Source organism: Streptomyces sp. NPDC059355 (assembly GCF_042752335.1).
Lineage (GTDB): Bacteria > Actinomycetota > Actinomycetes > Streptomycetales > Streptomycetaceae > Streptomyces.
The window spans coordinates 34,972-59,342 of sequence record NZ_JBHYXN010000025.1; the positions used below are offsets into that span (position 1 = coordinate 34,972).

Here is a 24,371-nt window from a genome sequence, read left to right on the forward strand (position 1 = left end):
CCCGTTTACCGCGGCCCGGCTGCCCCATGGCAACGGCGGCCCGGAATTGGCAGGCTGGGCGGCATGACCGCGCCCATTCAAGTCTCCCACCCAGGTCCCGACAACGACCGGCCCCCGCCCGTACGCCCGGCCCTGGGGGCCGCGGCGTGGAAAGAGACCGTCCACCTGCTGGGCAATCTTCCGCTCGCGCTGGTCGGTTTCGTCTACACGGTGACCATGGTGGCGACCGCCGGCGGCCTGTCCGTGACCGCGATCGGTCTTCCGCTGCTCGCGATCGGTCTGCTCGGGTCCCGCCAGCTGGGACGGCTGGAGCGGGCGCGGGCGCGCGTGCTGCTCGGCGTACGGGTGGAGGAGCCGACCCCGCTGCCGGGGCCGCGGCGGGCCGGCGGGTTCTTCCCCTGGCTGTGGGCGGGCGTGAAGGACCCGGTGGCATGGCGGACGGTGTTGTACGAACTGGTGCGGCTGCCGTGGGGGGTGCTGACGTTCACGGTGGCGCTGGTGGGGCTGCTGGTGCTGTGGCCCGTGCTGCCGTACGTGGTGCGGTGGCTGTCGAACGTGGACCGGCTGATGGTACGAGGGCTGCTGTCGCCCTCGGACGAGCTGGAGCGGCGGATCGCGGAGCTGGAGTCCGACCGGGGGGTGGTCGTGGACACGGCCGCGGCCGACATGCGGCGCATCGAGCGGGACCTTCACGACGGGGCGCAGGCGCGGCTGGTGGCGCTGGCCATGGGGCTGGGCCTGGCGAAGGAGAAGCTGCTGGAGGATCCGGACGCGGCGGCGGCGATGGTCGACGAGGCGCACGGCGAGGTGAAGCTGGCGCTCCAGGAGCTGCGGGACCTTGCGCGGGGGATCCACCCGGCGGTCCTGACGGACCGGGGGCTGGACGCGGCGCTGTCGTCGGTGGCCTCGCGGTGCGTGGTGCCGGTGAAGGTGGCGGTGGATCTGGAGGAGCGGCCCGCGGCCGCCATCGAGGGGATCGCGTACTTCACGGTGTCCGAGCTGCTCCAGAACGTGAGCAAGCACGCCGGGGCCCGGGGGGCGAGCGTGGAGGTGTGGCGGAGCTCGGGGACCGCTTCGGGGCGGTTGTTGATCCGGGTTTCGGACGACGGGCGGGGCGGAGCCGACGTGACGGGCGGATCGGGGCTGGCGGGGCTGGCGGAGCGGCTGCGGGCCGTGGACGGGGTGTTCGTGGTCGACTCCCCCGCGGGGGAGGGGACGGTGGTCACGGCGGAGCTGCCGTGGCGCGGGCGCGGCTGAGCCGGCGGCCAGGGCCTGTCCGGCGGATCAGGGTCGGACAGGCCCTGAGGCCCTTCGATCGGGACCCCCGTCCGGGGTGGGTACGGGCGGGGGTCCCGGTCGTGTGTCGCGCGTCCCGCCGGCGGACGGGCCCGCGGGGGCCGGCCGGGGCCGGGTACGGCCGGGGTCCGGCCGGGCTGGATCGGGGGGTGGTGGGGTTATCCCCACCATGGGGACGCCTACCCGCCCGATGGTTTCCGGGGCTCCCGGACGGGAGGGTGGGGTGATCGTGGGAAGTGTCTGGGAGGGCGGGTCGGGATGATGGGTTTCGTGCGTGTGCTGCGGGCTCCAGTTGAGGGGCGGACCTGGCGGGAGTTCGGGTATCTGCTGCTCGGGCTGCCGCTGAGCCTGCTGTACTTCTCGCTCGCGATCACCGGCGTCAGCCTCGGCGCCGGGCTGCTCGTCACCTTCCTCGGGATCCCGGTGCTCGCCGGGGTGCTCGCCATGTGCCGGGGGTTCGGGCGCGTCGAGCGGGGCCGGGCGCGGGCCATGCTCAGGGTCGACATCGCCGAGCCCGCGCCCGTCCGGGCCGAGAAGCGGGGTCCGCTCGCCGCCATGGGGGCCCTGCTCAAGAGCGGCAGCGCCTGGCGGCACGCGCTGTACTCCGTGATCCACCTTCCCTGGGCCGTGTTCGCCTTCACCCTGGCACTGGTGTTCTGGACGTACGGCTGGGCCTTCCTGCTGTACCCGGTCTGGTTCTGGGTCTTCCCGGCCTACACCGACTGGCCGGGGCTCCAGCTCTTCCAGAACGACGACTACACCTTCTACCTCGACTCCCCCGCCGAGATCGTCCTCGCCTGCCTGGTCGGGCTGGCCTTCACCCTGGCCACTCCCTGGGTCGTGCGGGCCCTGACCACCGTCGACCGGGTCCTCGTCGCCGGGCTGCTCGGCCCCTCGCGCCTCGACCACCGGGTCACCGAGCTGGAGTCCGACCGCGGGGTCGTCGTCGACACCGCCGCCGCCGACCTGCGCCGCATCGAGCGCGACCTGCACGACGGCGCCCAGGCCCGCCTCGTGGCCCTGGCCATGGACCTCGGACTGGCGAAGGAGAAGCTGACCGAGGACCCCGGGGCCGCCGCCCGCATGGTGGACGAGGCGCACGGAGAGGTGAAGATCGCGCTCCAGGAGCTGCGCGACCTGGCGCGCGGGATCCACCCGGCCGTGCTGACGGACCGCGGCCTGGACGCGGCACTGTCCTCGGTCGCCTCCCGCTGCGCGGTGCCGGTGCGGGTGTCCGCGGATCTGGAGGAGCGGCCCGCGGCCGCGATCGAGGGAATCGCGTACTTCACGGTGTCCGAGCTGCTCCAGAACATCAGCAAGCACTCCGGGGCCCGCACGGCGAGCGTGGACGTGTGGAAGTCCGGGGACCGGCTGCTGATCCAGGTCGCGGACGACGGGCGCGGCGGCGCGAACAGCACGGGCTCCGGCACGGGGCTGGCCGGTCTCACCGAGCGGCTGGACGCCGTGGACGGGGTGCTGGTACTCGATTCCCCGGCCGGCGGCGGCACCACCGTCACCGCCGAGCTCCCCTGGCGTTCCCGGTAGTCCGTTCCCGGCAGCGCCTTTCCCGGCAGTCCCGTTCCCGGCTCCCGCGTACGCCTCGTCCGATGATCCCTACTCGCCTCCATCCGGCCCCCGGGCTGGGATGCTTGGCTGCGTCAGGTACATCGGACGACGTGGACGCGGGAGCTGCTGGACGTGGAAGACAGGGTGCGTGTGGTCATCGCCGAGGATTCGGTGCTGCTGCGTGAGGGCCTGACCCGGTTGCTGACCGACCGGGGGCATGACGTCGTGGCCGGCGTCGGGGACGCGGAAGCCCTGATCAAGACGGTGGCGGAGCTGGCCGCCGAGGATGCGCTGCCGGATGTGGTGGTGGCGGACGTACGGATGCCGCCGACGCACACCGACGAGGGCGTGCGGGCCGCCGTACGGCTGCGGCGCGAGCATCCCGGGATAGGCGTGCTCGTGCTGTCGCAGTACGTGGAGGAGCAGTACGCCACCGAACTGCTGGCCGGTTCCAGTACCGGGGTGGGGTATCTGCTCAAGGACCGGGTGGCCGACGTGCGGGAATTCCTGGACGCCGTCGTACGGGTGGCCCGGGGCGGGACCGCCCTGGACCCGGAGGTGGTCGCCCAGCTGCTCGGGCGCAGCCGGAAGCAGGACGTGCTGGCGGGGCTGACCCCGCGCGAGCGCGAGGTGCTGGGCCTGATGGCCGAGGGCCGGACCAATTCGGCCGTGGCCAAGCAGCTCGTGGTCAGCGACGGAGCGGTGGAGAAGCACGTCAGCAACATCTTCATGAAGCTCGGGCTGTCACCGAGCGATGGGGACCACCGGCGGGTTCTGGCCGTTCTCACTTACCTGCGGTCTTGATCGAAAGATCGGGGGCATTGATCAAAACCTTGATCAACTGACACCCTGTCAGGTGTGGCGTTACCGCACCGGGCCGCTGGGGGCTCGCACCATTTCTGCACGGCACGAAATCTCGGAATCTCTCGGAATCCCGTGGACCCGCGTAATCCCACGGGATTCTCTCGACAGACCGCCGCAGACGACGGTCCAGAATACGAGCGTCCCCCGAGAAGGCCGGCCCTGCCGACGTAGGGTTGACCTTGGGAACGGGAACGCCACGCCTCGAAGGAGGTCCAGTTCAGTGACCAGCCAGGTCAGTAGTCCAGCCGAACAGGCCGACGGGGCCGAAGGTGCCGTAGTCGGCGAACAGCGGACCCCCCCGGCTCCGGGGGGCAAGGAAGTACGCCGTCTGGACCGCGTGATCATCCGCTTCGCGGGTGACTCGGGTGACGGCATGCAGCTCACGGGTGACAGGTTCACCTCGGAGACGGCGTCCTTCGGAAACGACCTCTCCACGCTGCCGAACTTCCCGGCCGAGATCCGCGCCCCCGCCGGCACCCTGCCGGGCGTCTCGTCGTTCCAGCTGCATTTCGCCGATCACGACATCCTGACGCCGGGCGACGCCCCGAACGTACTGGTCGCGATGAATCCGGCGGCGCTGAAGGCGAACATCGGGGACGTTCCGCGCGGGGCCGAGATCATCATCAATACAGATGAATTCACCAAGCGCCCGATGGCGAAGGTGGGCTACGAGACCTCGCCGCTGGAAGACGGTTCGCTGGGCGCCTACAACATCCACCAGGTGCCGCTGACGACGCTCACCGTCGAGGCACTGAAGGACTTCGGGCTCTCCCGCAAGGAGGCCGAGCGCAGCAAGAACATGTTCGCCCTGGGCCTGCTGAGCTGGATGTACCACCGGCCCACCGAGGGCACGGAGAACTTCCTGCGGCAGAAGTTCGCGAAGAAGCCGAACATCGCCGAGGCGAACGTGGCGGCCTTCCGGGCCGGCTGGAACTTCGGCGAGACGACCGAGGACTTCGCGGTCTCGTACGAGGTCGCCCCGGCGACCCGGGCCTTCCCGACGGGCACGTACCGGAACATCTCCGGGAACCTGGCCCTGTCGTACGGACTGATCACGGCGAGCCGGCAGGCCGATCTGCCGCTCTACCTCGGCTCCTACCCGATCACCCCGGCCTCGGACATCCTGCACGAGCTGAGCAGGCACAAGAACTTCGGCGTGCGGACCTTCCAGGCCGAGGACGAGATCGCCGGCATCGGCGCGGCGCTCGGCGCGGCCTTCGGCGGCGCGCTCGGCGTGACCACCACCTCCGGGCCCGGAGTCGCGCTCAAGTCCGAGACGATCGGGCTCGCGGTCTCGCTGGAGCTGCCGCTGCTGATCGTGGACATCCAGCGCGGCGGCCCGTCGACGGGGCTGCCGACCAAGACGGAGCAGGCGGACCTGCTGCAGGCGATGTTCGGGCGCAACGGCGAGGCCCCGGTGCCGATCGTGGCCCCGCGGACGCCCGCCGACTGCTTCGACGCCGCCCTGGACGCCGCGCGGATCGCGCTGACGTACCGGACGCCGGTGTTCCTGCTGTCCGACGGGTACCTCGCGAACGGCTCCGAGCCGTGGCGGATCCCGGACGTCGCCGACCTTCCCGACCTGAAGGTCCAGTTCGCCGCCGGGCCCAACCAGCAGCTCGCGGACGGCACCGAGGTCTTCTGGCCGTTCAAGCGCGATCCGCTGACGCTGGCCCGCCCGTGGGCGGTGCCGGGCACGCCCGGGCTCGAACACCGCATCGGCGGCATCGAGAAGCAGGACGGCACCGGCAACATCTCGTACGACCCGGCCAACCACGACTTCATGGTCCGCACCCGCCAGGCCAAGATCGACGGCATCCTGGTCCCGGACCTGGAGGTCGACGACCCCGACGGCGCCCGCACCCTCGTCCTGGGCTGGGGCTCCACCTACGGCCCCATCACCGCAGCCGTCCGCCGCCTGCGCAATGTCGCCAGCCCCGTCGCACAGGCCCACCTGCGCCACCTCAACCCGTTCCCGAGGAATCTCGGGGAGGTCCTGAAGCGTTACGACAAGGTAGTGGTGCCGGAGATGAACCTCGGGCAGCTCGCCACCCTGATCCGGGCGAAGTACCTGGTCGACGCCCAGTCGTACACCCAGGTCAACGGAATGCCGTTCAAGGCTGAGCAGCTCGCGAAGGTTCTCGAGGAGGCCATCAATGACTGAGGTGACCGACGCTCCCCATCTGCTCTCCCTCGTGCCGAAGGCCGAGGCCAAGCAGTCGATGAAGGACTTCAAGTCGGACCAGGAGGTCCGCTGGTGCCCCGGGTGCGGTGACTACGCGGTACTGGCGGCCGTGCAGGGCTTCATGCCCGAGCTGGGGCTGGCCAAGGAGAACATCGTCTTCATCTCGGGGATCGGCTGTTCCTCGCGTTTCCCGTACTACATGAACACGTACGGGATGCACTCGATCCACGGCCGCGCCCCCGCCATCGCCACCGGGCTGGCCACCTCGCGCCGCGACCTGTCGGTATGGGTGGTCACCGGAGACGGCGACGCGCTCTCCATCGGCGGAAACCACCTGATCCACGCCCTGCGCCGCAACGTCAACCTCAAGATCCTGCTCTTCAACAACCGGATCTACGGACTGACCAAGGGCCAGTACTCGCCCACCAGCGAAGTCGGCAAGATCACCAAGTCCACCCCCATGGGCTCGCTCGACGCCCCCTTCAACCCGGTCTCGCTGGCGCTCGGCGCCGAGGCCACCTTCGTGGCCCGCACCGTCGACTCCGACCGCAAACACCTCACCGAAGTGCTCCGCGCGGCCGCCGACCACCAGGGCACGGCACTGGTGGAGATCTACCAGAACTGCAACATCTTCAACGACGGCGCCTTCGAGGTCCTCAAGGACAATGCGCAGGCGCAGGAGGCGGTGATCCGCCTGGAGCACGGGCAGCCGATCCGCTTCGGCGCCGACGGGCACAAGGGCGTCGTACGCGACCAGGCCACCGGTGAGCTGGAGGTCGTCACGGTGACCCCCGAGAACGCGTCCCGGATCCTGGTCCACGACGCGCACGGCGCCGGCCCGACCACCGCCTTCGCCCTGTCCCGGCTGGCCGACCCGCACACCCTGCACCAGACGCCCATCGGGGTCTTCCGCAGCGTGGAGCGGCCGGTCTACGACACGCTGATGGCCGAGCAGCTGGAGACGGCCGTCGACGCCAAGGGGAAGGGCGACCTCAGCACCCTCCTCGCCGGCAACGACACCTGGACCGTCGTCGGCTGACCCGCGCCCGCCGGACGGTACGACGAGGCCCGGAGCTCCTGCCTCAGGAGCTCCGGGCCTCGTCGTACGCGGCCCGCGCCGCCTGCACGTCGGCGGTGCGCCGCTCGGTCCAGCGGGCGAGCGCCCACACCTGATCGGCGGCCTCGCGCCCCAGCCCGGTCAGGGAGTAGTCCACGCGCGGCGGGATCACGGGCTTGGCGTCGCGCAGCAGGAATCCGTCGCGCTCCAGCGTCTGGAGGGTCTGGGCCAGCATCTTCTCGCTGACACCGCCCACCTCCCGGCGCAGCTCGCTGAAGCGGTACGAGCGCTCGACGAGCGCGGCCAGCACCAGGACGCCCCAGCGGCTGGTGACGTGCTCCAGCACTCCGCGGGAGGGGCACATCGGGGCCTTCACGCTGACCGGGGGCTGCTCACTTACCTTCATACCAGTACCTTACTTTGAAGTGGGTACTTACGAAAGGTTAGCGCTCTCCCTAGGGTGGTGTCACACCGCGAAACAAGACACGGTCCCCACCCAAGGAGCGCACCCCATGAGCATCGTCGTCACCGGAGCCACCGGAGCCCTCGGCCGCCTCGTCGTCGAGGAGCTGCTGAACCAGGTCCCCGCCGAGCGCGTCGCCGTCGTCGTCCGCAGCGAGGAGAAGGCCGCCGACCTGGCCGCGCGCGGGGTCGAGGTGCGCATCGCGGACTACGACGCCCCCGAGACCCTGGCCGGCGCCTTCCGCTCCGGCGACCGCGTCCTGCTGATCTCCGGCAACGAGGTCGGCCGCCGCGTTCCGCAGCACCTCGCCGTGATCGCCGCCGCGCAGGCCGCCGGCGTCGCCCAGCTCGCGTACACCGGGATCCTCGGCGGCCCCGAGGCCGACTTCGACCTGGCCGCCGAGCACAAGGTCACCGAGCAGGCCATCCTCGATTCCGGCCTGCCCCACACCTTCCTGCGCAACGGCTGGTACCACGAGAACTACACCGGGCACCTGGGCACCGTCCTGGAGCACGGCGCGGTCGTGGGCAGCGCGGGCGCGGGCAGGATCGCCTCCGCCGCGCGGGCGGACTACGCCGCCGCCGCGGCCGCCGTACTGACCGGCGAGGGCCACCTGAACCGGGTGTACGAGCTGTCGGGCGACTCCGCGTGGAGCCTGGCGGAGTACGCGGCCGAGGTCGCGGCGCAGACCGGCAAGGAGGTCGCGTACAGCGAGGTCCCGGCCGAGGCGCACCTGTCGATCCTGACCGGCGCCGGGGTGCCCGAGGGCTTCGCGGCGATCCTCGTCGACGTGGACGCGGCGATCTCCCGCGGCCGGCTGGCCCACACCGGCGGGGGCCTGTCCCGGCTCATCGGCCGCCCGACGACCCCGGTGGCCCACGCGATCGCCTCCGCGCTGGCCTGAGTCCGCCTCGGCGCGGCCACGCAAGACCCGGGACGTGTCATGAGTATCTCCTGTGAACGGGCATGACATCCGGTCGCTGCGGCGCTACCTTCGTGAGGTTGGCCGAATCACGACTGGAGGGCCCCGTGAAGGCGGAGAACGAGCAACGCACGGGCTTGCTCTACGGATTCGGCGCATACGGGATGTGGGGGCTGGTCCCCCTGTTCTGGCCGCTGCTCAAGCCGTCCGGGGCCATCGAGATCCTGGCCCACCGCATGGTGTGGTCGCTGGGCGTGGTCGGGATCCTGCTGCTGGCCATGCGCCGCTGGGCCTGGATACGGGACCTGCTCCGCCGGCCCCGCAAGCTGGCCCTGACCGCGCTGGCCGCCTCGGTGATCTCCGTGAACTGGGGCCTGTACATCTGGGCGGTCAACAACGGCGCGGTCGTCGAGGCCAGCCTCGGCTACTTCATCAACCCGCTCGTCACCATCGCGATCGGCGTGCTGCTCCTCGGCGAGCGGCTGCGCCGGGCGCAGTGGGCGGCGGTCGCCATCGGCGTGGCCGCCGTGCTGGTGCTCGCCGTCGGGTACGGGCGGCCGCCGTGGATCTCACTGGTCCTGGCCTTCTCCTTCGCCACCTACGGGCTGATCAAGAAGAAGCTCAACATGGGCGGGGTCGAATCGCTCGCCGCCGAGACCGCACTGCTGTTCCCGCCCGCCCTCGGCTACCTGCTGTGGCTGGGCGCCCAGGGCAGGTCGAGCTTCGCCGCAGAGGGCCTCGGGCACGCCTCGCTGCTCGCCGCGACCGGGCTGGTCACCGCGATCCCGCTGGTCTTCTTCGGGGCGGCCGCGATCCGGGTCCCGCTGTCCACGCTCGGGCTGCTGCAGTACCTGGCGCCGGTGTTCCAGTTCGGGCTCGGCGTCGTCTACTTCCACGAGGCGATGCCGCCGGAGCGCTGGGCCGGGTTCTCCCTGGTCTGGGTCGCGCTGGCGCTGCTGACCTGGGACGCGCTGCGCACGGCGCGGAAGAACCGGGCCCGGCTCGAAGCAGCCCGCGCCGCCACCGCTCCGGTGCCGGCCCCGGCGACCGAGCCGGCGTGACACCGCGCCGAGCCCCCAATACCCCCACGATCCCCGCTACGGAACTTCCGTGGCGGGGATCGTCCGTTTTCCGAACGACCCTGACCGAATCTCGGTCTTGACGGGCAGTCACCCTTCCACTGAACATCAGGCTCGCACTGACGCACGATCGCTCAATTGCGCCACCCCGCACGTTCCGTTCAATCCCCAACGGAATCCCGGAGTCCCCCACATGAGCCTGTACGTCTCCCGGCGTCTCGCCGCCGTGACCGCGATCGCGGTCGCCGGCCTGTTCGCCTCCACCGCTCCCGCCGCACTCGCCGCCCCCACGGCGGCGACCGCGGCGCCGACCCCGCCCGACATCCCGGTCGCCAACGTCAAGGCGCACCTGGCACAGCTGCAGTCCATAGCCACCGCCAACGGCGGCAACCGCGCCCACGGCCGGGCCGGCTACAAGGCCTCGATCGACTACGTGAAGGCCAAGCTGGACGCGGCCGGTTTCACCACCACCCTGCAGACCTTCACCAGCAGCGGTGCGACCGGCTACAACCTGATCGCCGACTGGCCGGGCGGTGACCCGAACTCGGTGCTGATGGCCGGCTCGCACCTGGACTCGGTGACCGCCGGTCCCGGCATCAACGACAACGGATCCGGCTCGGCCGCCATCCTGGAGACGGCACTGGCCGTCTCGCGCGCACAGCTCCAGCCCACCAAGCACCTGCGGTTCGGCTGGTGGGGCGCCGAGGAGCTCGGCATGATCGGCTCGAAGTACTACGTGAACAACCTGCCGGCCGCCGAGAAGTCGAAGATCTCCGGCTACCTGAACTTCGACATGATCGGCTCGCCGAACCCGGGCTACTTCGTCTACGACGACGACCCGACCATCGAGCAGACCTTCAAGAACTACTACGCGGGCGTCGGCATCCCGACGGAGATCGAGACCGAGGGCGACGGCCGTTCCGACCACGCCCCGTTCAAGAGTGCGGGCATCCCGGTCGGCGGTCTGTTCTCCGGCGCCGACTACACCAAGACGGCGGCGCAGGCGCAGAAGTGGGGCGGCACCTCCGGGCAGGCCTTCGACCGCTGCTACCACGCCTCCTGCGACACCTCGGCGAACATCGACGACACCGCCCTGGACCGCAACTCGGACGCCATCGCGTACGCGATCTGGAACCTGGGGGCGGCCACCCCGGTCCCGCCGGGCCAGTCCTTCGAGAACACGGCGGACGTGAACATCCCGGACTCCCCCGGCGCCGCGGTGACCTCGCCGATCACGGTCTCCGGCGTCACGGGCAACGCCCCGGCCACCACCAAGGTGGACGTGAACATCGTCCACACCTACCGCGGTGACCTGGTGGTGGACCTGGTGGCCCCCGACGGCACCGTCTACAACCTGCACAACCGCAGTGGCGGCAGCGCCGACAACATCGTCCAGACGTACACGGTCAACGCGTCGAGCGAGGTGGCCAACGGCCTCTGGAAGCTGCAGGTCAAGGACGGGGCGGCGCAGGACACCGGCTACATCAACAGCTGGAAGATCACCTTCTGAAGCGGGAACGGGCCTAGGACGATGCCGTCTGCGGTTCCTGTATGAGGACCCGGAGTTCCTCGGCGACCGCGGCGATGTCGGCGCGGCCCAGCTTGGCCGCCTCGACCAGGTCGCCGAGGTCCTCCGGCGAGGGCAGCTGCTTGGCCCCCGCCACGCGCAGGTACGAGCGCGTGGCGGCGGCCGCGTAGAACTCGTTCATCGGCGATTCCAGCGCCGGGCACACCGCGAGGGTGTGCAGAAACGCGGCGGCCCGCCACGCGGTGTCCGGGGCGGGCTGTTCGGGCACCAGGACGAGGTCGTTCTGGTGCCGGGCGACCGCGGCGACCACCCCGGAGGGATCCCACACGGCGGGATCTGACGGGAGATGGTGGGCCAGAGCGGTCCAGGCCCACTCCATGGTGATCTTCAATTGCCGAACCGCTCCTGGAAGTAGCTCCAGTGGTCGGCGAACTCCTCGATGCCGGACAGGAAGTTCTTCCGGTCCTCGTCGAGTTCGCGTTCGGTCACCTCGGTGATCAGCGCGGTGACCGTCGTCCCCAGTGCCGCCGCGCGCGCTTTGAGGCGCTCGTGGAACTCTTCGTCCAGGCGGATGGTGACGTGTCTCGACATGCTCTTCACGGTACAGCGGACCCGCTGTACACAGGACCGGAACGGCCGAAGGGTGGGCAGGGACACAGTCCCCGCCCACCCCTTCGGACAGCTCTACCGGCCGTGCGGCCCTACTTGTTGGCGTCGGCCGCCTGCACCAGCGCGTCCTTGGTGACCGCGCCGACATAGACCTTGCCGTCGTCCGTGATCAGGGCGTTGACCAGGCGGGTCTTGAAGACCCGGCCCTCGCCGAACTTGCCGGTGACCTTGCCGCCGAGGGAGTCGAGGAACTGCTTGGCCTCCTTCGGAGCGTCCTTGTTGTCCGCGGACTTCCCGAGGTCCTGGAGGCCCTTGCCGGCACCGGTATCGATGCGGGCAATGGTCGCCCAGCCCTCGCCGAGCACCTTCGTCTCGCCGCCCTTGCCCGCGCCGCCCATGCCGCCGGTCAGGGCGTCGAGGCCGGGGAAGGAGTCCAGGCCCTTGAACTCCTTGCCGTGGCCGTCCTTGCCGGCCTCGGCAGCGCCCTCGGTCACCTTGGCGCCCTTGGGCGCGGTGAACGCGAACGTGTCGGCGGACGGCTTGGCGAAGTCCACCTTGGTGAACCCGGCGTCGACGATGGGCTTGCCGCCCTCGGCCGCCAGCAGCTGCACCCGCAGCGGCACGCCGTTCTTGGCGTCCACCGCGATCTTGACCGAGCCGACCGTGGATCCGCTCTGCTTCGGCTTCAGCACCAGCTGGTACGCGTCCCGGCCGGCCACCTGCGCGGTCTCGCCCACGCTGACGTCCGTGGTCGGGCCTGCGGCCTTCAGCACGTCCTGGGCCAGCTGCTGGGGCGAGGCGCCGCCGAGCCGCTCGGCCGTCTTCTTCCGGTCCTTGCCGGCTGCTGCCGCCTCGGGGTCCTTCTCGTGCCAGACCTCGTTGGCCTTGCTGTCGTACCCCCAGACGTCGGCGCCGTTGTGGACGAGGCTGTACTCGTCCTTGCCGTCCACGAACGTGAGCTTCTGGCGGTCCGGGCCGTCGGCCGCGACGCGCACGGTGTGCGAGCCGTTCGCCAGCTGCGCGATCTTGTCCTCGGGGTTGGCCGAGCCGCCCGCGATGCCCCCGCCGCCGAGGAGGCCGCTCGCCAGCTTCGGCAGACCCAGGTCGGTGCTGATCTTCGCGCTGCCGGACAGCTGCTGCACGTCGGAGGCCGCGACCTTCTCGATGAGCTGCTGCGCGGTCATCTTCGGCAGGTCGGGGCCGCCGGAGTTCGCGAAGGCCGGGACCATCGCCACGGTCGCGGCGGCCACACCCGCCACCGCTACCGGTACGGCGTACCGGGCGGCCTTGCGGGTCTTTGCGTTCGTTGCCATGTCTGCCCCACCTCTGTGTCACCCGTTCTGGTGTGTCTCCATATGACCAAAGGAGAGCGGGTCGGGGCGTCACTCCCCGGGGCCAACTCGGCGTACGCCCCAGGGATGACACGGCGAGAGCCCGGCATCCCCTACCCGTAGGGGATGCCGGGCCCTCGCCCGTGCCGAACGGCCGTCAGCCGGCGCGGTGCACCACCGCGTCGCACAGCTCCTCGAGCGCCGACTTCGCGAAGCCCTCCGGCAGCGGCGCCAGCGTGGCCCGCGCCTCCTGCGCGTACCGGACGGTGTCGCGGCGGGCCTGCTCGAGCGCGGGGTGGACCCGCAGCCGGGCGAGCACCTCCGCGTGCAGGGCGTCGTCGGTCAGGTCCCCGTCGAGGAGGCGCACGAGCTCCAGGTCGTCGGGGTCGCCGCCCTGGGCGGCCATCTCGCGCAGCCGCAGCACAGGCAGCGTCGGGATGCCCTCGCGCAGGTCCGTCCCCGGAGTCTTCCCGGATTCGTGCGAGTCGGAGGCGATGTCCAGGACGTCGTCGGCGAGCTGGAAGGCGATGCCGAGGCGCTCCCCGTACTGGGTCAGGATGTCGACGACCGACTCGTCGGCGCCGGACATCAGCGCGCCGAACCGGCCGGAGACCGCGATCAGCGAGCCGGTCTTGCCGGCCATGACGTCGAGGTAGTGGGCGACCGGGTCGCGGCCGTCGCGCGGGCCGGCCGTCTCCAGGATCTGGCCGGTGACCAGCCGCTCGAAGGCCTCGGCCTGGATGCGTACGGCCTCCGGCCCGAGGTCGGCCAGGATGTGCGAGGCGCGGGCGAACAGGAAGTCACCCGTCAGGACGGCCACCGAGTTGCCCCAGCGGGCGTTGGCACTGGCCACGCCCCGGCGCTCGTCCGCCTCGTCCATGATGTCGTCGTGGTAGAGCGTCGCCAGGTGGGTGAGCTCGACGACCACCGCGGCGGGCACGATGCCGGGCGCGTAGGGGTCGCCGAATCGGGAGGCGAGCATCACCAGCAGCGGCCGGAACCGCTTGCCCCCGGCGCGCAGCAGGTGCTGCGCGGCATCGGTGATGAAGGGGACTTCGCTCTTGGTGGCCTCCAGCAGACCCGCCTCGACGGCGGCCAGTCCGGCCTGGACATCGGTCTCAAGAGCCTGGTCCCGCACGCTCAGTCCGAACGGCCCGACGACGGTCACGAGGGGTACTCCTGTCTGCTGACGATCACGGTGACGATCACCTGGATTGTCGATGTGTCGCTGCCATCACTCAAGCCAGCGTATCCGGTCTGTTTTCGATCACCGAGAGCGGCCGCCATGTCGCCACCCGCGCACTGCCCGATGCGCACCGGTATGTTCGTGAGGAGCCGAAACAACCGGAGAACGCGTTTTGTCCAGAACTGTCACCGCAATAGAGGAGCCGGCGGAACCGGTGGACCCGGAGGCGGACCAGCCGCCGCCCGGAGACGACCACGCTTTCCTCGGGCACCCCAGGGGCCTCGCCACGCTCTCCGGACTGGAGGTCTGGGAGCGCTTCTCGTTCCTCGGCATGCAGGCCATCCTCGTCCTGTACTTCGCGGACACGGCGGCGAACGGCGGCCTGGGGATGGACCCGGGCACCGCGGCATCCGTCGCGGCGGCCTACGGGACCATGGTCTACCTCGTCTCCGTCGCCGGCGGGTGGCTCGCCGACAGGATCCTCGGTTCGTACCGGGCCGTGCTCTGGGGCGGCATTCTGATCGCCTGCGGCCACTACGCCATGGCGGTGCCGACGGCCGCCATGACCTGGACGGGCCTCGGCCTGATCAGCGCGGGCACCGGTCTCCTCAAGCCCAACGTGGCCAGCATGGTCGGCAGGCTGTACCGGACGAACGACGACCGGCGCGACGCCGGCTTCGCCCTCTACTACATGGCCATCAACATCGGCGCCTTCGCCGGACCCCTGATCACCGGCTGGCTCGGCGAGCACCAGGGCTGGCACTGGGGCTTCTCCGCCGCCGCCGTCGGCATGACCGCGGGCCTGGTCCAGTACGTCCTCGGCCGCCGCCATCTGGCCGGGCGAAAGCACTCGGCCGAGTACGCCCTCGCGCCCGGCGCGATGCGCCGCGCCGTGCGGTGGATCACCGCCGGACTCCTTGCCGCGGGCGCGCTCGCCACCCTTCTGGCGGGCGTCGGCCTGCTCACCATGGACCGCTTCGTCGACCTGCTCACGCTGGTCTCGGTGATCGCGCCCGCCGTCTACTTCGCGGTGATGTTCCGCAGCCCGCGGGTGGCGCGCGAGGAGCGCGGGCGGCTGCGCCCGTACGTGGTGCTCTTCCTGGCCTCGGTCGCCTTCAACTTCATCCTCTTCCAGGCGTACTCGACGATGATGCTGCTCGCGTCGACGAACGCCCGGACCGAGATCCTGGGCTTCCACTTCCCCGCGAGCTGGTACGCCTCCGCGCTCGGCGCGTTCGAGGTGGCGCTCGCCCCGGTCGTGGCCGCGCTGTGGGTCCGGATGGGCCGCCGCCAGCCGCACGCCTCGAACAAGATCGCCATCGGCGTCATCCTGGGCGGCCTGTCCTTCCTGCTGATGGTCATCCCCACCTCGGGGCACGGCGGGGAGGCGTACCGGATGGCCGCCTGGTGGATCGTCGGCTCGTACCTGCTGCTCGGACTCGGCGACGTCCTGCTGGAGACCTCCGGCATGTCGGCCACCACGAAGCTCGCCCCGAAGGCCTTCGCCAGCCAGACCATGGCGCTGTGGTTCCTCTCGCTGGCCCTCGCCAACGGCATCCAGGCGCAGGTGGTCAAGCTCTACGGCCAGGTGTCCGCCCCCGCGTACTTCGGCGTCAACGGCGCCATCGCGGTGGTGGCCGGACTGGCCGTGATCGCGCTGGCGCCGTGGCTGCGGCGCACGATGCACCCCGTCCACTGAGGTGGTTGCCGAATGATCATCCGCACCGAGTTCCCGTACGAGACGGCGCACGAGGACGTCCGGATCCCGATGCCCGACGGCGTCGAGCTGTACGCCCGGATCTGGCGCCCGCTGACCGACGAGCCGGTCCCGGCCCTGCTGGAGTACCTGCCGTACCGGCTGACCGACTGGACCGCGCCCCGCGACTGGCAGCGCCACCCCTGGTACGCGGGCCACGGCTACGCCTCGGTCCGGGTGGACGTACGGGGCCACGGCTGCAGCGGCGGGAACCCGGGCGACGAGTACGACGCGCGGGAACTGGCCGACGGGGTCGCGGTGGTGGAGTGGCTGGCGGAGCAGCCGTGGTGCACGGGGTCGGTGGGCATGTTCGGGATCTCGTGGGGCGGGTTCAACTCCCTCCAGATCGCGGCGCTGGCCCCCGAGGCCCTGAAGGCGGTCGTCACGGTCTGCTCGACGGACGACCGGTACGACAACGACGTCCACTACATGGGCGGCTCGGTGCTGGCCGTGGACATGCACGCCTGGGCCGCGACCATGCTGGCCTTCGCGGCGCGGCCGCCGGACCCGCTCTTCGCCGGGGACGGCTGGCGGGAGCAGTGGCTGGCGCGGCTGGAATCCGTCGAACCCCTGATCCACACCTGGCTCTCCCACCAGACGCGCGACGACTACTGGCGCCACGGCAGCGTCTGCGAGGACTACCCGGCGATCGGCGCCGCCGTGCTGGCGGTGGGCGGCTGGCACGACCCGTACCGCGACGCCGTGCTGCGGCTGGTCTCGCACCTGCCCGCCGACCGGGTGCGGGGGCTGATCGGCCCGTGGTCGCACCAGTACCCGGACCGGGGACTGCCGCCCGGGCCGGCGATCGGGTTCCTGCAGGAGACCCTGCGGTGGTGGGACCACTGGCTCAAGGGCGCAGAGAACGGGGTGATGGACCAGCCGCTGCTGCGGTCCTGGATCTCGGAGTCCCACCCTCCGGCGACCACGTACGAGGCGCTGCCGGGGCGCTGGGTCGGGGACGCCGAGTGGCCCTCCCCGGCTGTCACCCCGGTCACGTACGCGCTCCAGGGCGCGCCGGTGGCCGTGGCCTCCCCGCAGCACACGGGGCTGGACGCGGGGCGGTTCTTCCCCTTCGGCAACGAGGCGGACCTGCCGCCGGACCAGCGGGAGGAGGACGCGAAGTCGGCCTGCTTCGAGTTCCCGGTGGGGCGCGAGCCGGTGGAGATCCTGGGCCGCGCGCAGGTGACGGCCCGGCTGCGGATGGACGTCCCGTACGGGCAGGTGGTGGCGCGGCTGTGCGACGTGGCGCCCGACGGGTCCTCGACGCTGGTGACGCGGGGTGCGCTGAACCTCTCGGCGCGGCTGGGGCGGGACAAGGCGGTGCCGTGGCCGGTGGGCGCGTACGAGGACGTGGTGTTCGAGCTGAACGGCATCGGGCACCGGTTCGCGGCGGGGCACCGGATCCGGCTCGCGCTGTCGTCGGCGTACTGGCCGTGGATCTGGCCGCGGGCCGGCTCGGAGGCGGGGTGGACACTGGATCCGGCGGGAAGTGCGGTGGTCCTGCCGGTCCGCTCCGCGGGGTCGGAGCCGGAGGTCGGCTTCGAGCCGCCGGAGCAGGCGGAGCCGCTGGGGGTGTCGTACCCGGCCACGCTGGACGAGCCGCGGCCGGAGCGGCTGGTCGTACGGGACGTGGCGCGGGGGCGGTGGCGGCTGGAGGTGGACCCGCGGTACGGGGGGACGCGGGTGTATCCGGACGGGCTGGAGTACGGGGAGGACGCGGAGGAGGTCTACGAGATCGACTCGGCGGACGCGCTGTCGGCGCGGGCGGGCTCGCAGTGGCGGATCCGGTTGCACCGGCCGGAGTCGGGGTGGGACGTGCGGGTGGACACCCGGTCGGAGATCACGTGTGACGAGGGCGGGTTCCTGACCTCGAACGAGGTGGTGTGCCGGGAGGGGGAGGAGATCCTCTTCCACCGGACGTGGGAGAGGCGGTTGCCGAGGGCGGCGGGCTGAGGGCCCTGCGGGGCCGGTCCCCACCGGCCCCTCCCCCTCCCCCTTCCCCTCCCCCTTCCCCTTCCCCGGGGCCGCGTCCCGGACCCCGGGGAAGGCCCCGGGGGCTCCGCGGGGCGGATCAGCCGCGGTAGAGGCGTTCCAGGACCACCGCGATGCCGTCCTCCTCGTTGGAGAGGGTCAGCTCGTCGGCCACCTCCATCAGTTCGCGGTGGGCGTTGGCCATGGCCACTCCGTGGGCCGCCCAGGCGAACATCGGGATGTCGTTCGGCATGTCGCCGAAGGCGATCGTCGACGACGGGCCGACGCCCAGCGCCTGCGCCGCCAGCGCCAGACCGCTCGCCTTGCTGACGCCCGGCGGCTGGAGCTCCACCGTGTGCTCCCCCGCCATCGTCACGTTCACCAGGTCCCCGACCACCGCGCGGGCCACCCGTGTCAGCTCGTCGTCGTCGAGCTCCGGGTGCTGGAGCAGCACCTTGTTGATCGGCGCCGCCCACAGGTCGGCGCGCCTGCGCACCCGGACCGTCGGCAGGTGCGGATGCCACATCCGGTAGCCGGGCCCTATCAGCATCTCGGCGTCCACGCCCTCCTGGTTGACCGCCGCGTACACCTCGCCGATCTCCGCCTCGATCTTCCCGAGCGCCACATCGGCCAGTTCCCGGTCCAGCACGACGGAGTGCAACAGGCGCGCGGCCGCCGTGTCGTACACCTGCGCGCCCTGCCCGCACACCGCGAGCCCCGTGTAGCCGAGGTCGTCGAGTACGTGACGGACCTGCGGGACGGGGCGTCCGGTGACGATGATGTGCCGGGCGCCCGCGGCGCGCGCCGTCGCGAGCGCCGCGTACGAGCGGGCGGAGACGGTGTCTCCGGCGCGCAGCAGGGTCCCGTCCAGGTCAGTGGCGATCAAGGCGAAGGGGAGGGCCGAAAACAGGGCGGAAGTCACGGCGCAAGGATACGGACCCCTTTGGACAAGTCCTACAAATAGAGCCGCAATCCGGCCTCCCACCGGCCCCACTGGCCACGTAACGTATCAACCAGCCCCCGGGACACCCCCGGTCCGCATCGAAAGCGAGGCAGTACCCCATGCCCCAGCAGAGCCCCCTCGATGTCCCCGAGGGCGACCCGTTCGGGCCGCACAACCTCCCGTACGGCGTCTTCTCGACCGCCGCGGAGCCGGCCCGCCGTCGTATCGGCGTGCGCATCGGCGGACACGTGCTCGACGCGGGGGCGGCCGCGGCCGCGCTCGGTTCCCCGTACGCCGCGCTGCTCGGGCAGGCCTCGCTCAACCCGCTGCTCGCCGCCGGCCGCACCACCTGGCGCGACGTGCGCCGCGCGCTGACCGCGTGGGTGACCGACCCCGGCCACCGCGGGACGGTCGAAGCGCACCTGCTGCCGCTCGACGCCGTCACCCTGCACCTGCCGTACGAGGTCGCGGACTACGTCGACTTCTACGCGAGCGAGCACCACGCCACCAACGTGGGCCACATCTTCCGCCCGGACGGCGAGGCGCTGACCCCCAACTGGAAGCACCTGCCGATCGGTTACCACGGCCGCTCCGGCACGATCGTGGTCTCGGGGACGGACGTCGTGCGCCCCTCAGGGCAGCGCAAGACCCCGGCCGACGCCGCGCCCGTCTTCGGGCCGTCCGTCAAGCTCGACATCGAGGCGGAGGTCGGCTTCGTCGTCGGCACCCCGTCCGAGCAGGGCCGTCCGGTTCCGCTGGCCGGCTTCGAGGACCACGTCTTCGGGCTGTTCCTGCTCAACGACTGGTCGGCGCGCGACATCCAGGCCTGGGAGTACGTGCCGCTCGGCCCCTTCCTCGGCAAGTCGTTCGCCACCTCCGTCTCCGCCTGGGTCACCCCGCTGGAGGCCCTGGAGACGGCCCGGGTCGCCCCGCCCGCCCGCGACTTCCCCCTCCTGCCGTACCTCGACGACGCCGAAGCCGACCGGCCCGGCGGCTTCGACCTGCACATCACCGTCTCCATCAACGGGCAGGAGGTAGCGCGGCCGCCGTTCGCGTCCATGTACTGGACCGCCGCCCAGCAGCTCGCGCACATGACGGTCAACGGCGCCTCCCTGCGCACCGGCGACGTCTACGGCTCGGGCACGGTCAGCGGCCCCGAGGTCGGGCAGCGCGGCTCGCTGCTGGAGCTGACGTGGAACGGCCGCGACGCCATCGAGCTCGCCGACGGCAAGCGCACCTTCCTTGAGGACGGCGACACCGTCACCCTCACCGCCTGGGCCCCGGGCCCCGAGGGCACCCGCGTCGGCCTCGGCGAGGTCACGGGCCGCATTGTGGGATCCCGCTAGTCCGCCCCTCGGGACGGAGCGCGGTGCCGGGGTGGCGGAACTTTCCGCCACCCCGGCGTCGTAGCAGGTCACAGACCTGCCGCCGAGCCCTCGCGGTGGCGCAATACTGCGGCAACACCACTGGCCGGAAGCCGTCGGTATGTTCCGTGCCATGCCAGCCGAACGCACCCGTGAGCACACCGTCCCGGTCGCCGCAGCGCGCCGGCGGCGGCTGCGCGCGGACCGGGCGCGGCAGCTCGCCGACCTGCTGCGCCACCAGATCCTGGCCGGCGGCTACCCCGGCGGCGTCCTCCCGCTGGAGGACGTCCTCGCCGCCGAGTACGGAGCCGGCCGCAACACCGTCCGCCAGGCCCTCGACCTGCTGCGCGGCGAGCGGCTCGTCGAACGCCGCCCGGGCGTCGGCACCGTCGTCGTCTGCGAGAAGTACCCGCACGGCCTCGACCGCCTCCAGGGCCTGGCCGAGACCCTGCACGAGCACGGCCGGGTGACCAACGAGGTCCGTACGGTCGGCCCGGTGCGCGCCCCCGCCCCCGTCGCCGGCCGGCTGGGGCTCCCCGAGCACGCCGACGTGCTCTACATCGAGCGGCTGCGGCGGCTGAACGGGCTGCCGCTCTCCCTCGACCTCACTTACGTCCCCCTCGACATCGGCGCCGAACTGCTCGGCTGCGATCTGGAGAACACCGACGTCTTCCGGCTGCTGGAGTCCCTGACCGGGCAGCCCCTCGGCCACGCCGAGATCACCCTGGAGGCCGTCAACGCCGACGCGCACTCCGCCGCCGTGCTGCAGGCCCCGCGCGGGGCCGCCGTGCTGATGCTGGAGCGGCTCACCCACCTGGGCGACGGCCGGCCCGTGGACCTGGAGTTCATCCGCTTCCGCGGCGACCGGATCACCATGAGCGGCCTGCTCCGCCGCTCCCTCTGAGCCCCTCCCCTCCGAGCCCCTCCCCACCCTTCCCTGGAGACAGCCATGCCCGTGGTCCCCCAGCGCGGCGACGTGCCCGTGACCGTCGACGAGTCCCTGTGCATCGACGGCTGCACCCTCTGCGTCGACATGTGCCCGCTCGACTCGCTCGCGATCCGCGAGGACAACGGCAAGGCGTACATGCACGTGGACGAGTGCTGGTACTGCGGCCCGTGCGCCGCCCGCTGTCCGACGGGCGCGGTGACCGTCAACATGCCCTACCTGCTCCGCTGACCCTGCCGACCCTGCCGACCCTGGTGAAAGGCCCTGTTCCGATGCGCCGTACGAGAGCTCTCGCACCTGCCCTGTTGCTCCTCGCCCCGCTGGCCGGCGGGTGCGGCGGGAGCGCGTCCGGGGCGGACGGCCCCAGGACGGTGACGGTGACCGTCGGCTACCAGTCCAAGACCATCAACACCGTCACCGCCGGCACCCTGTTGCGCTCCCTCGGCTACTTCGAGCAGGAGCTCGCGGGGCGCGGCCGCCAGGACGGCGTCACGTACAAGGTCGACTGGCAGGACTACGCCACGGGCGCGCCCATCACCGCCCAGATGACAGCCGGGAAGATCGACATCGGTTCGATGGGTGACTTCCCGCTGCTGATCAACGCGGCGCGCGGCAAGGAGCTGGGGCAGCCGACCCGGCTCGTCTCCGTGACCGGCTACAACCTGCGCGGCGGCCTCAACACGATCGTCACCGCGCCCGGCGCGACGTACGGATCGCTGGCCGATCTGCGCGGCAGGAAGGTGTCGACCTCGGTCGGCTCGGCCGCCGACGGGACCCTCGTACGGGCCCTCCAGCGCGCCGGGATCGATCCCGCGACCGGCATCCAGAAGCTCAACCAGCAGCCCAGCGTCGGGGCTTCGGCCCTCCAGGCGGGCAGTGCGGACGCGCTGTCGCAGTTCGTGGCCTGGCCGGGGCAGCTCGCGTACGAGGGGAAGGCCAAGGCGCTGTACGACGGCGCCGAGCTGAACCTGCCGACGTTCCACGGGGTCACGGTGCGGCAGAAGTTCGCGGCGCAGCGGGCCGGCGTGCTGGACGACTTCCTGCGGGCGCAGCGCAAGGCGACCGAGTACCTGCGGACGCAGCCGGTCGCGGCGGCGGAGTCGGTGGCGAAGGAGACGGGGCTGCCGGCGGAGGTCGTGTACCTGTACAACGGCGCGAACGGGATCGCGACCTTCGACCCGGCGCTGCGGCCGGAGCTGCTGGCGGCGCTGATGGAGGACGTGCCGGTCCTGAAGGACGCGAAGCTGGTCGGGGACGTGGACGTGGACGCGTTCGTGGACCCGGCGCCGCTGAAGCGGGCCGTGCCGGAGGCGGGCTACCCGGTGGCCGGTCCCGCCCGCCCGGAGCTGTGGCTGAAGAGCGGGGAGCCGGCGACGCGGACGTTCGACACCCCGGCGGCCCTGCTGAAGGCCCTGAAGAGCGCGGGCCCGGCGGCGGTCAGGGCGGCGTACGTGCCGGATGCGGTGACCGGGACCACCTGGTTCGCCGACAAGGCGGTGTGGGTGGCGGAGGGCGCCGAGCTGCGGGCCTTCGTCACGCCGGCGGGCGCGAAGTCGTACGTCGACGGGCACGCGGGATCCGGGGCGCGGATCGTCGGCTTCGCCGAAGCCGAAGGCATGGTGTCGTGACGCCGGGCGCAGGCTGCTGCGGCTGGCTTCGCTCGGGGCGGCCCTGTTGGCCTGGCAGCTGCTGACTTCCCTGGACGTCGAACTGTGGCTCCGGTTCGGGCAGTTCCCGACGGTGACGGAGGTGGCCTCGAAGCTGGCGGAGCGGGCGTCGACCGGCCCGTACTGGGAGGACCTCCTCTCCAGCCTGCGCAGGATCGTGTCGGGCTTCGCGCTGGCGGCGGTCCTGGGGATGGCGGTCGGCACGGCGATCGCCCGCTCGCGGGTGGCGGCGGACGTGCTGGGGCCGGTGCTGGAGGTCCTGCGGCCGATCCCGGCGATCGCGCTCGTCCCCGTCGCCATCCTCCTGTTCCCCTCGAACGAGCAGGGGATCGTGTTCATCACGTGCGCGGCGGCGTTCTTCCCGGTGCTGGTGTCGACTCGGCACGCGGTGGCGGCCCTCTCCCCGGCCTGGGAGGAAGCGGCCCTCACGATGGGCGCGGGGCGGGGGCGGGTGCTGCTCTCCGTCATCCTCCCGGGCGCCCTGCCCGGCGTCTTCGGGGGCTTGTCGGTCGGGATCGGGGTCTCCTGGATCTGCGTGATCTCGGCGGAGATGATCTCCGGGGAGTACGGGGTCGGCTACCGCACCTGGCAGGACTACACGGTGGTGGACTACCCGGGGGTCTTCGTCGGCATGGCCACGATCGGCGCCCTGGGCTGGCTGACGTCGACGGCGGTGGAACGCCTGGGCCGCCGCCTGACGCGATGGCTCCCGACGCGGTCCGAGCGCCCCTCCGCAGGGCCGCCGCCCGCCACCGAAGCCGCCGCCCCGGGGTCGGGCGCCCGCCGCACGGCCCCGGAACCGGCCGTTCCCTGAGCCCGCGTCCCACCGCCCCGGGGCGCACGGCCGACCGGAATTCGACCTTTCACAGGAGGTATCCCGATGTCCGCAGCAGCGACCGTACTCCCCGACGCCACCGCACCTCCCGGCGCGGCCCTGCGGCTCGACGGGGTGCGGCTGGGCCGCGCCGGCGGCCGGGCCGTCCTCGACGGGCTCGACCTCGACATCCGGCCCGGCGAGGTGCTGGCCGTCGTGGGGCCCTCGGGATGCGGGAAGTCCACGCTGCTCCGCACCCTCGCCGGACTGCTGCCCCCGCTCGCCGGCGCCGTCACCCAGGACGGCGCCCCCGTCACCCGGCCCGCCGCCGACCGGGCGCTCGTCTTCCAGGACGACGCCCTCCTGCCCTGGCGCACCGCACGGGCCAACGTCGAACTGCCCCTCGCCATCCAGCACGTGCCCCGCGCCGAGCGGCGCCGCACCGCCGCCGACTGGCTGGCGCGCGTCGGTCTCGCCGACCACGCCCACAAGCTCCCCCACCAGCTCTCCGGCGGCCAGCGCCAGCGCATCCAGCTCGCCCGCGCCCTTGCCGCGCGCCCCCGCGCCGTCCTCATGGACGAGCCTTTCGGCGCGCTCGACGCCCAGACCCGCGCCGACATGCAGGACCTCCTGGTCGACGTCCTCGCCGGCACCGGGGCCACCGTCGTCTTCGTCACCCACGACGTGGACGAGGCCCTGTTCGTCGGCGACCGCGTCGCCCTGCTCGCCACCGGCGCGGTGCTCGACGTACCGGCCCCCCGCGACCGGTCCGCCGATCGCCGCGCCCTGCGTACCCGGATCCTTTCCTCCCTCTGACCCTCGAA

The 24,371-nt window shown here is 71.9% G+C and carries 22 protein-coding genes; 16 read left to right on the plus strand and 6 right to left on the minus strand.

Annotated elements, in window-relative coordinates:
- The first annotated feature begins 63 nt into the window (after positions 1-63).
- The 5 genes from ACFXGI_RS23315 (at position 64) to ACFXGI_RS23335 (ending at position 6,950) form a co-directional block, all read left to right on the plus strand.
- The gene (locus ACFXGI_RS23315) at positions 64-1,257 is read left to right on the plus strand and encodes a sensor histidine kinase (protein WP_384709789.1); all 1,194 of its coding nucleotides are present in this window, start codon (positions 64-66) and stop codon (positions 1,255-1,257) included.
- A 300-nt stretch (positions 1,258-1,557) separates the two neighbouring features.
- Positions 1,558-2,841: a sensor histidine kinase gene (locus tag ACFXGI_RS23320; RefSeq protein WP_384710001.1), complete on the plus strand. Its 1,284-nt coding sequence runs from the start codon at positions 1,558-1,560 to the stop codon at positions 2,839-2,841.
- Between the two features lie 165 nt (positions 2,842-3,006).
- Positions 3,007-3,666, plus strand: a complete 660-nt coding sequence (locus ACFXGI_RS23325) for a response regulator transcription factor (protein ID WP_030161942.1) — start codon at positions 3,007-3,009, stop codon at positions 3,664-3,666.
- Between the two features lie 280 nt (positions 3,667-3,946).
- Complete coding sequence (locus ACFXGI_RS23330; RefSeq protein ID WP_384709792.1) at positions 3,947-5,890, plus strand: 2-oxoacid:acceptor oxidoreductase subunit alpha; 1,944 nt, start codon at positions 3,947-3,949, stop codon at positions 5,888-5,890.
- Positions 5,883-6,950: a 2-oxoacid:ferredoxin oxidoreductase subunit beta gene (locus ACFXGI_RS23335; RefSeq protein WP_384709795.1), complete on the plus strand. Its 1,068-nt coding sequence runs from the start codon at positions 5,883-5,885 to the stop codon at positions 6,948-6,950. Before ACFXGI_RS23330 ends, ACFXGI_RS23335 begins: the two co-directional genes overlap by 8 nt.
- Before the next feature lie 43 nt (positions 6,951-6,993).
- On the opposite strand, the gene ACFXGI_RS23340 is transcribed toward ACFXGI_RS23335, so the two are convergent.
- Positions 6,994-7,374, minus strand: a complete 381-nt coding sequence (locus tag ACFXGI_RS23340) for a winged helix-turn-helix transcriptional regulator (protein ID WP_384709798.1) — start codon at positions 7,372-7,374, stop codon at positions 6,994-6,996.
- 106 nt (positions 7,375-7,480) lie between these two features.
- Here ACFXGI_RS23340 and ACFXGI_RS23345 point away from each other — a divergent pair, with 106 nt between their 5' ends.
- From ACFXGI_RS23345 to ACFXGI_RS23355, 3 genes are all read left to right on the plus strand, one after another.
- On the plus strand, positions 7,481-8,335 hold the full coding sequence (locus ACFXGI_RS23345; protein WP_384709801.1) for an NAD(P)H-binding protein: 855 nt from the start codon (positions 7,481-7,483) through the stop codon (positions 8,333-8,335).
- A 125-nt stretch (positions 8,336-8,460) separates the two neighbouring features.
- A complete protein-coding gene (gene rarD / locus ACFXGI_RS23350; protein WP_384710004.1) occupies positions 8,461-9,414 on the plus strand; it encodes an EamA family transporter RarD in 954 nt (317 codons plus the stop codon).
- Positions 9,415-9,625: 211 nt separating this feature from the next.
- A complete protein-coding gene (locus ACFXGI_RS23355) occupies positions 9,626-10,942 on the plus strand; it encodes a M28 family metallopeptidase (protein WP_384709804.1) in 1,317 nt (438 codons plus the stop codon).
- A gap of 13 nt (positions 10,943-10,955) precedes the next feature.
- On the opposite strand, the gene ACFXGI_RS23360 is transcribed toward ACFXGI_RS23355, so the two are convergent.
- The 4 genes from ACFXGI_RS23360 to ACFXGI_RS23375 form a co-directional block, all read right to left on the minus strand.
- Positions 10,956-11,351: a hypothetical protein gene (locus ACFXGI_RS23360; protein WP_384709807.1), complete on the minus strand. Its 396-nt coding sequence runs from the start codon at positions 11,349-11,351 to the stop codon at positions 10,956-10,958.
- On the minus strand, positions 11,348-11,551 hold the full coding sequence (locus ACFXGI_RS23365; RefSeq protein WP_229337077.1) for a ribbon-helix-helix domain-containing protein: 204 nt from the start codon (positions 11,549-11,551) through the stop codon (positions 11,348-11,350). The genes ACFXGI_RS23360 and ACFXGI_RS23365 overlap by 4 nt, the downstream gene beginning before the upstream one ends.
- Before the next feature lie 110 nt (positions 11,552-11,661).
- Complete coding sequence (locus ACFXGI_RS23370) at positions 11,662-12,882, minus strand: outer membrane lipoprotein carrier protein LolA (RefSeq protein WP_384709810.1); 1,221 nt, start codon at positions 12,880-12,882, stop codon at positions 11,662-11,664.
- A 175-nt stretch (positions 12,883-13,057) separates the two neighbouring features.
- Complete coding sequence (locus ACFXGI_RS23375) at positions 13,058-14,068, minus strand: polyprenyl synthetase family protein (RefSeq protein WP_384709813.1); 1,011 nt, start codon at positions 14,066-14,068, stop codon at positions 13,058-13,060.
- Positions 14,069-14,300: 232 nt separating this feature from the next.
- Here ACFXGI_RS23375 and ACFXGI_RS23380 point away from each other — a divergent pair, with 232 nt between their 5' ends.
- Both ACFXGI_RS23380 and ACFXGI_RS23385 read left to right on the plus strand, forming a co-directional pair.
- A complete protein-coding gene (locus ACFXGI_RS23380; RefSeq protein ID WP_384709816.1) occupies positions 14,301-15,785 on the plus strand; it encodes a peptide MFS transporter in 1,485 nt (494 codons plus the stop codon).
- A gap of 12 nt (positions 15,786-15,797) precedes the next feature.
- Positions 15,798-17,795, plus strand: coding sequence for a CocE/NonD family hydrolase (locus tag ACFXGI_RS23385; protein ID WP_384709819.1), 1,998 nt, complete (start codon positions 15,798-15,800; stop codon positions 17,793-17,795).
- Positions 17,796-17,913: 118 nt separating this feature from the next.
- On the opposite strand, the gene ACFXGI_RS23390 is transcribed toward ACFXGI_RS23385, so the two are convergent.
- On the minus strand, positions 17,914-18,735 hold the full coding sequence (locus ACFXGI_RS23390; RefSeq protein WP_384709821.1) for a Cof-type HAD-IIB family hydrolase: 822 nt from the start codon (positions 18,733-18,735) through the stop codon (positions 17,914-17,916).
- A 140-nt stretch (positions 18,736-18,875) separates the two neighbouring features.
- Between ACFXGI_RS23390 and fahA the strand changes: the two genes are divergently transcribed.
- The 6 genes from fahA (at position 18,876) to ACFXGI_RS23420 (ending at position 24,363) form a co-directional block, all read left to right on the plus strand.
- Positions 18,876-20,102 carry a fumarylacetoacetase gene (gene fahA / locus ACFXGI_RS23395; protein ID WP_384709824.1) on the plus strand — a complete coding sequence of 409 codons (1,227 nt, stop codon included), beginning with the start codon at positions 18,876-18,878 and terminating at the stop codon, positions 20,100-20,102.
- A gap of 151 nt (positions 20,103-20,253) precedes the next feature.
- Positions 20,254-21,024, plus strand: a complete 771-nt coding sequence (locus ACFXGI_RS23400) for a GntR family transcriptional regulator (RefSeq protein ID WP_384709827.1) — start codon at positions 20,254-20,256, stop codon at positions 21,022-21,024.
- A gap of 45 nt (positions 21,025-21,069) precedes the next feature.
- Positions 21,070-21,297 carry a ferredoxin family protein gene (locus tag ACFXGI_RS23405; RefSeq protein ID WP_030864722.1) on the plus strand — a complete coding sequence of 76 codons (228 nt, stop codon included), beginning with the start codon at positions 21,070-21,072 and terminating at the stop codon, positions 21,295-21,297.
- Positions 21,298-21,338: 41 nt separating this feature from the next.
- Positions 21,339-22,694: an ABC transporter substrate-binding protein gene (locus ACFXGI_RS23410; RefSeq protein ID WP_384709831.1), complete on the plus strand. Its 1,356-nt coding sequence runs from the start codon at positions 21,339-21,341 to the stop codon at positions 22,692-22,694.
- A gap of 13 nt (positions 22,695-22,707) precedes the next feature.
- Entirely contained in the window at positions 22,708-23,547 is an 840-nt protein-coding gene (locus ACFXGI_RS23415) for an ABC transporter permease (protein WP_384710007.1), read from the plus strand.
- A gap of 66 nt (positions 23,548-23,613) precedes the next feature.
- A complete protein-coding gene (locus ACFXGI_RS23420) occupies positions 23,614-24,363 on the plus strand; it encodes an ABC transporter ATP-binding protein (protein ID WP_384709834.1) in 750 nt (249 codons plus the stop codon).
- Positions 24,364-24,371: the final 8 nt, after the last annotated feature.

Excerpts from the sequence above, each read along its gene's own strand:
- ACFXGI_RS23315 (WP_384709789.1), top strand. The coding sequence starts at position 64 with ATGACCGCGCCCATTCAAGTCTCCCACCCAGGTCCCGACAACGACCGG.
- ACFXGI_RS23320 (WP_384710001.1), top strand. The coding sequence starts at position 1,558 with ATGGGTTTCGTGCGTGTGCTGCGGGCTCCAGTTGAGGGGCGGACCTGG.
- ACFXGI_RS23335 (WP_384709795.1), top strand. The coding sequence starts at position 5,883 with ATGACTGAGGTGACCGACGCTCCCCATCTGCTCTCCCTCGTGCCGAAG.
- ACFXGI_RS23340 (WP_384709798.1), bottom strand. The coding sequence starts at position 7,374 with ATGAAGGTAAGTGAGCAGCCCCCGGTCAGCGTGAAGGCCCCGATGTGC.
- ACFXGI_RS23345 (WP_384709801.1), top strand. The coding sequence starts at position 7,481 with ATGAGCATCGTCGTCACCGGAGCCACCGGAGCCCTCGGCCGCCTCGTC.
- ACFXGI_RS23355 (WP_384709804.1), top strand. The coding sequence starts at position 9,626 with ATGAGCCTGTACGTCTCCCGGCGTCTCGCCGCCGTGACCGCGATCGCG.
- ACFXGI_RS23365 (WP_229337077.1), bottom strand. The coding sequence starts at position 11,551 with ATGTCGAGACACGTCACCATCCGCCTGGACGAAGAGTTCCACGAGCGC.
- ACFXGI_RS23370 (WP_384709810.1), bottom strand. The coding sequence starts at position 12,882 with ATGGCAACGAACGCAAAGACCCGCAAGGCCGCCCGGTACGCCGTACCG.
- ACFXGI_RS23385 (WP_384709819.1), top strand. The coding sequence starts at position 15,798 with ATGATCATCCGCACCGAGTTCCCGTACGAGACGGCGCACGAGGACGTC.
- fahA (WP_384709824.1), top strand. The coding sequence starts at position 18,876 with ATGCCCCAGCAGAGCCCCCTCGATGTCCCCGAGGGCGACCCGTTCGGG.
- ACFXGI_RS23400 (WP_384709827.1), top strand. The coding sequence starts at position 20,254 with ATGCCAGCCGAACGCACCCGTGAGCACACCGTCCCGGTCGCCGCAGCG.
- ACFXGI_RS23405 (WP_030864722.1), top strand. The coding sequence starts at position 21,070 with ATGCCCGTGGTCCCCCAGCGCGGCGACGTGCCCGTGACCGTCGACGAG.
- ACFXGI_RS23410 (WP_384709831.1), top strand. The coding sequence starts at position 21,339 with ATGCGCCGTACGAGAGCTCTCGCACCTGCCCTGTTGCTCCTCGCCCCG.
- ACFXGI_RS23420 (WP_384709834.1), top strand. The coding sequence starts at position 23,614 with ATGTCCGCAGCAGCGACCGTACTCCCCGACGCCACCGCACCTCCCGGC.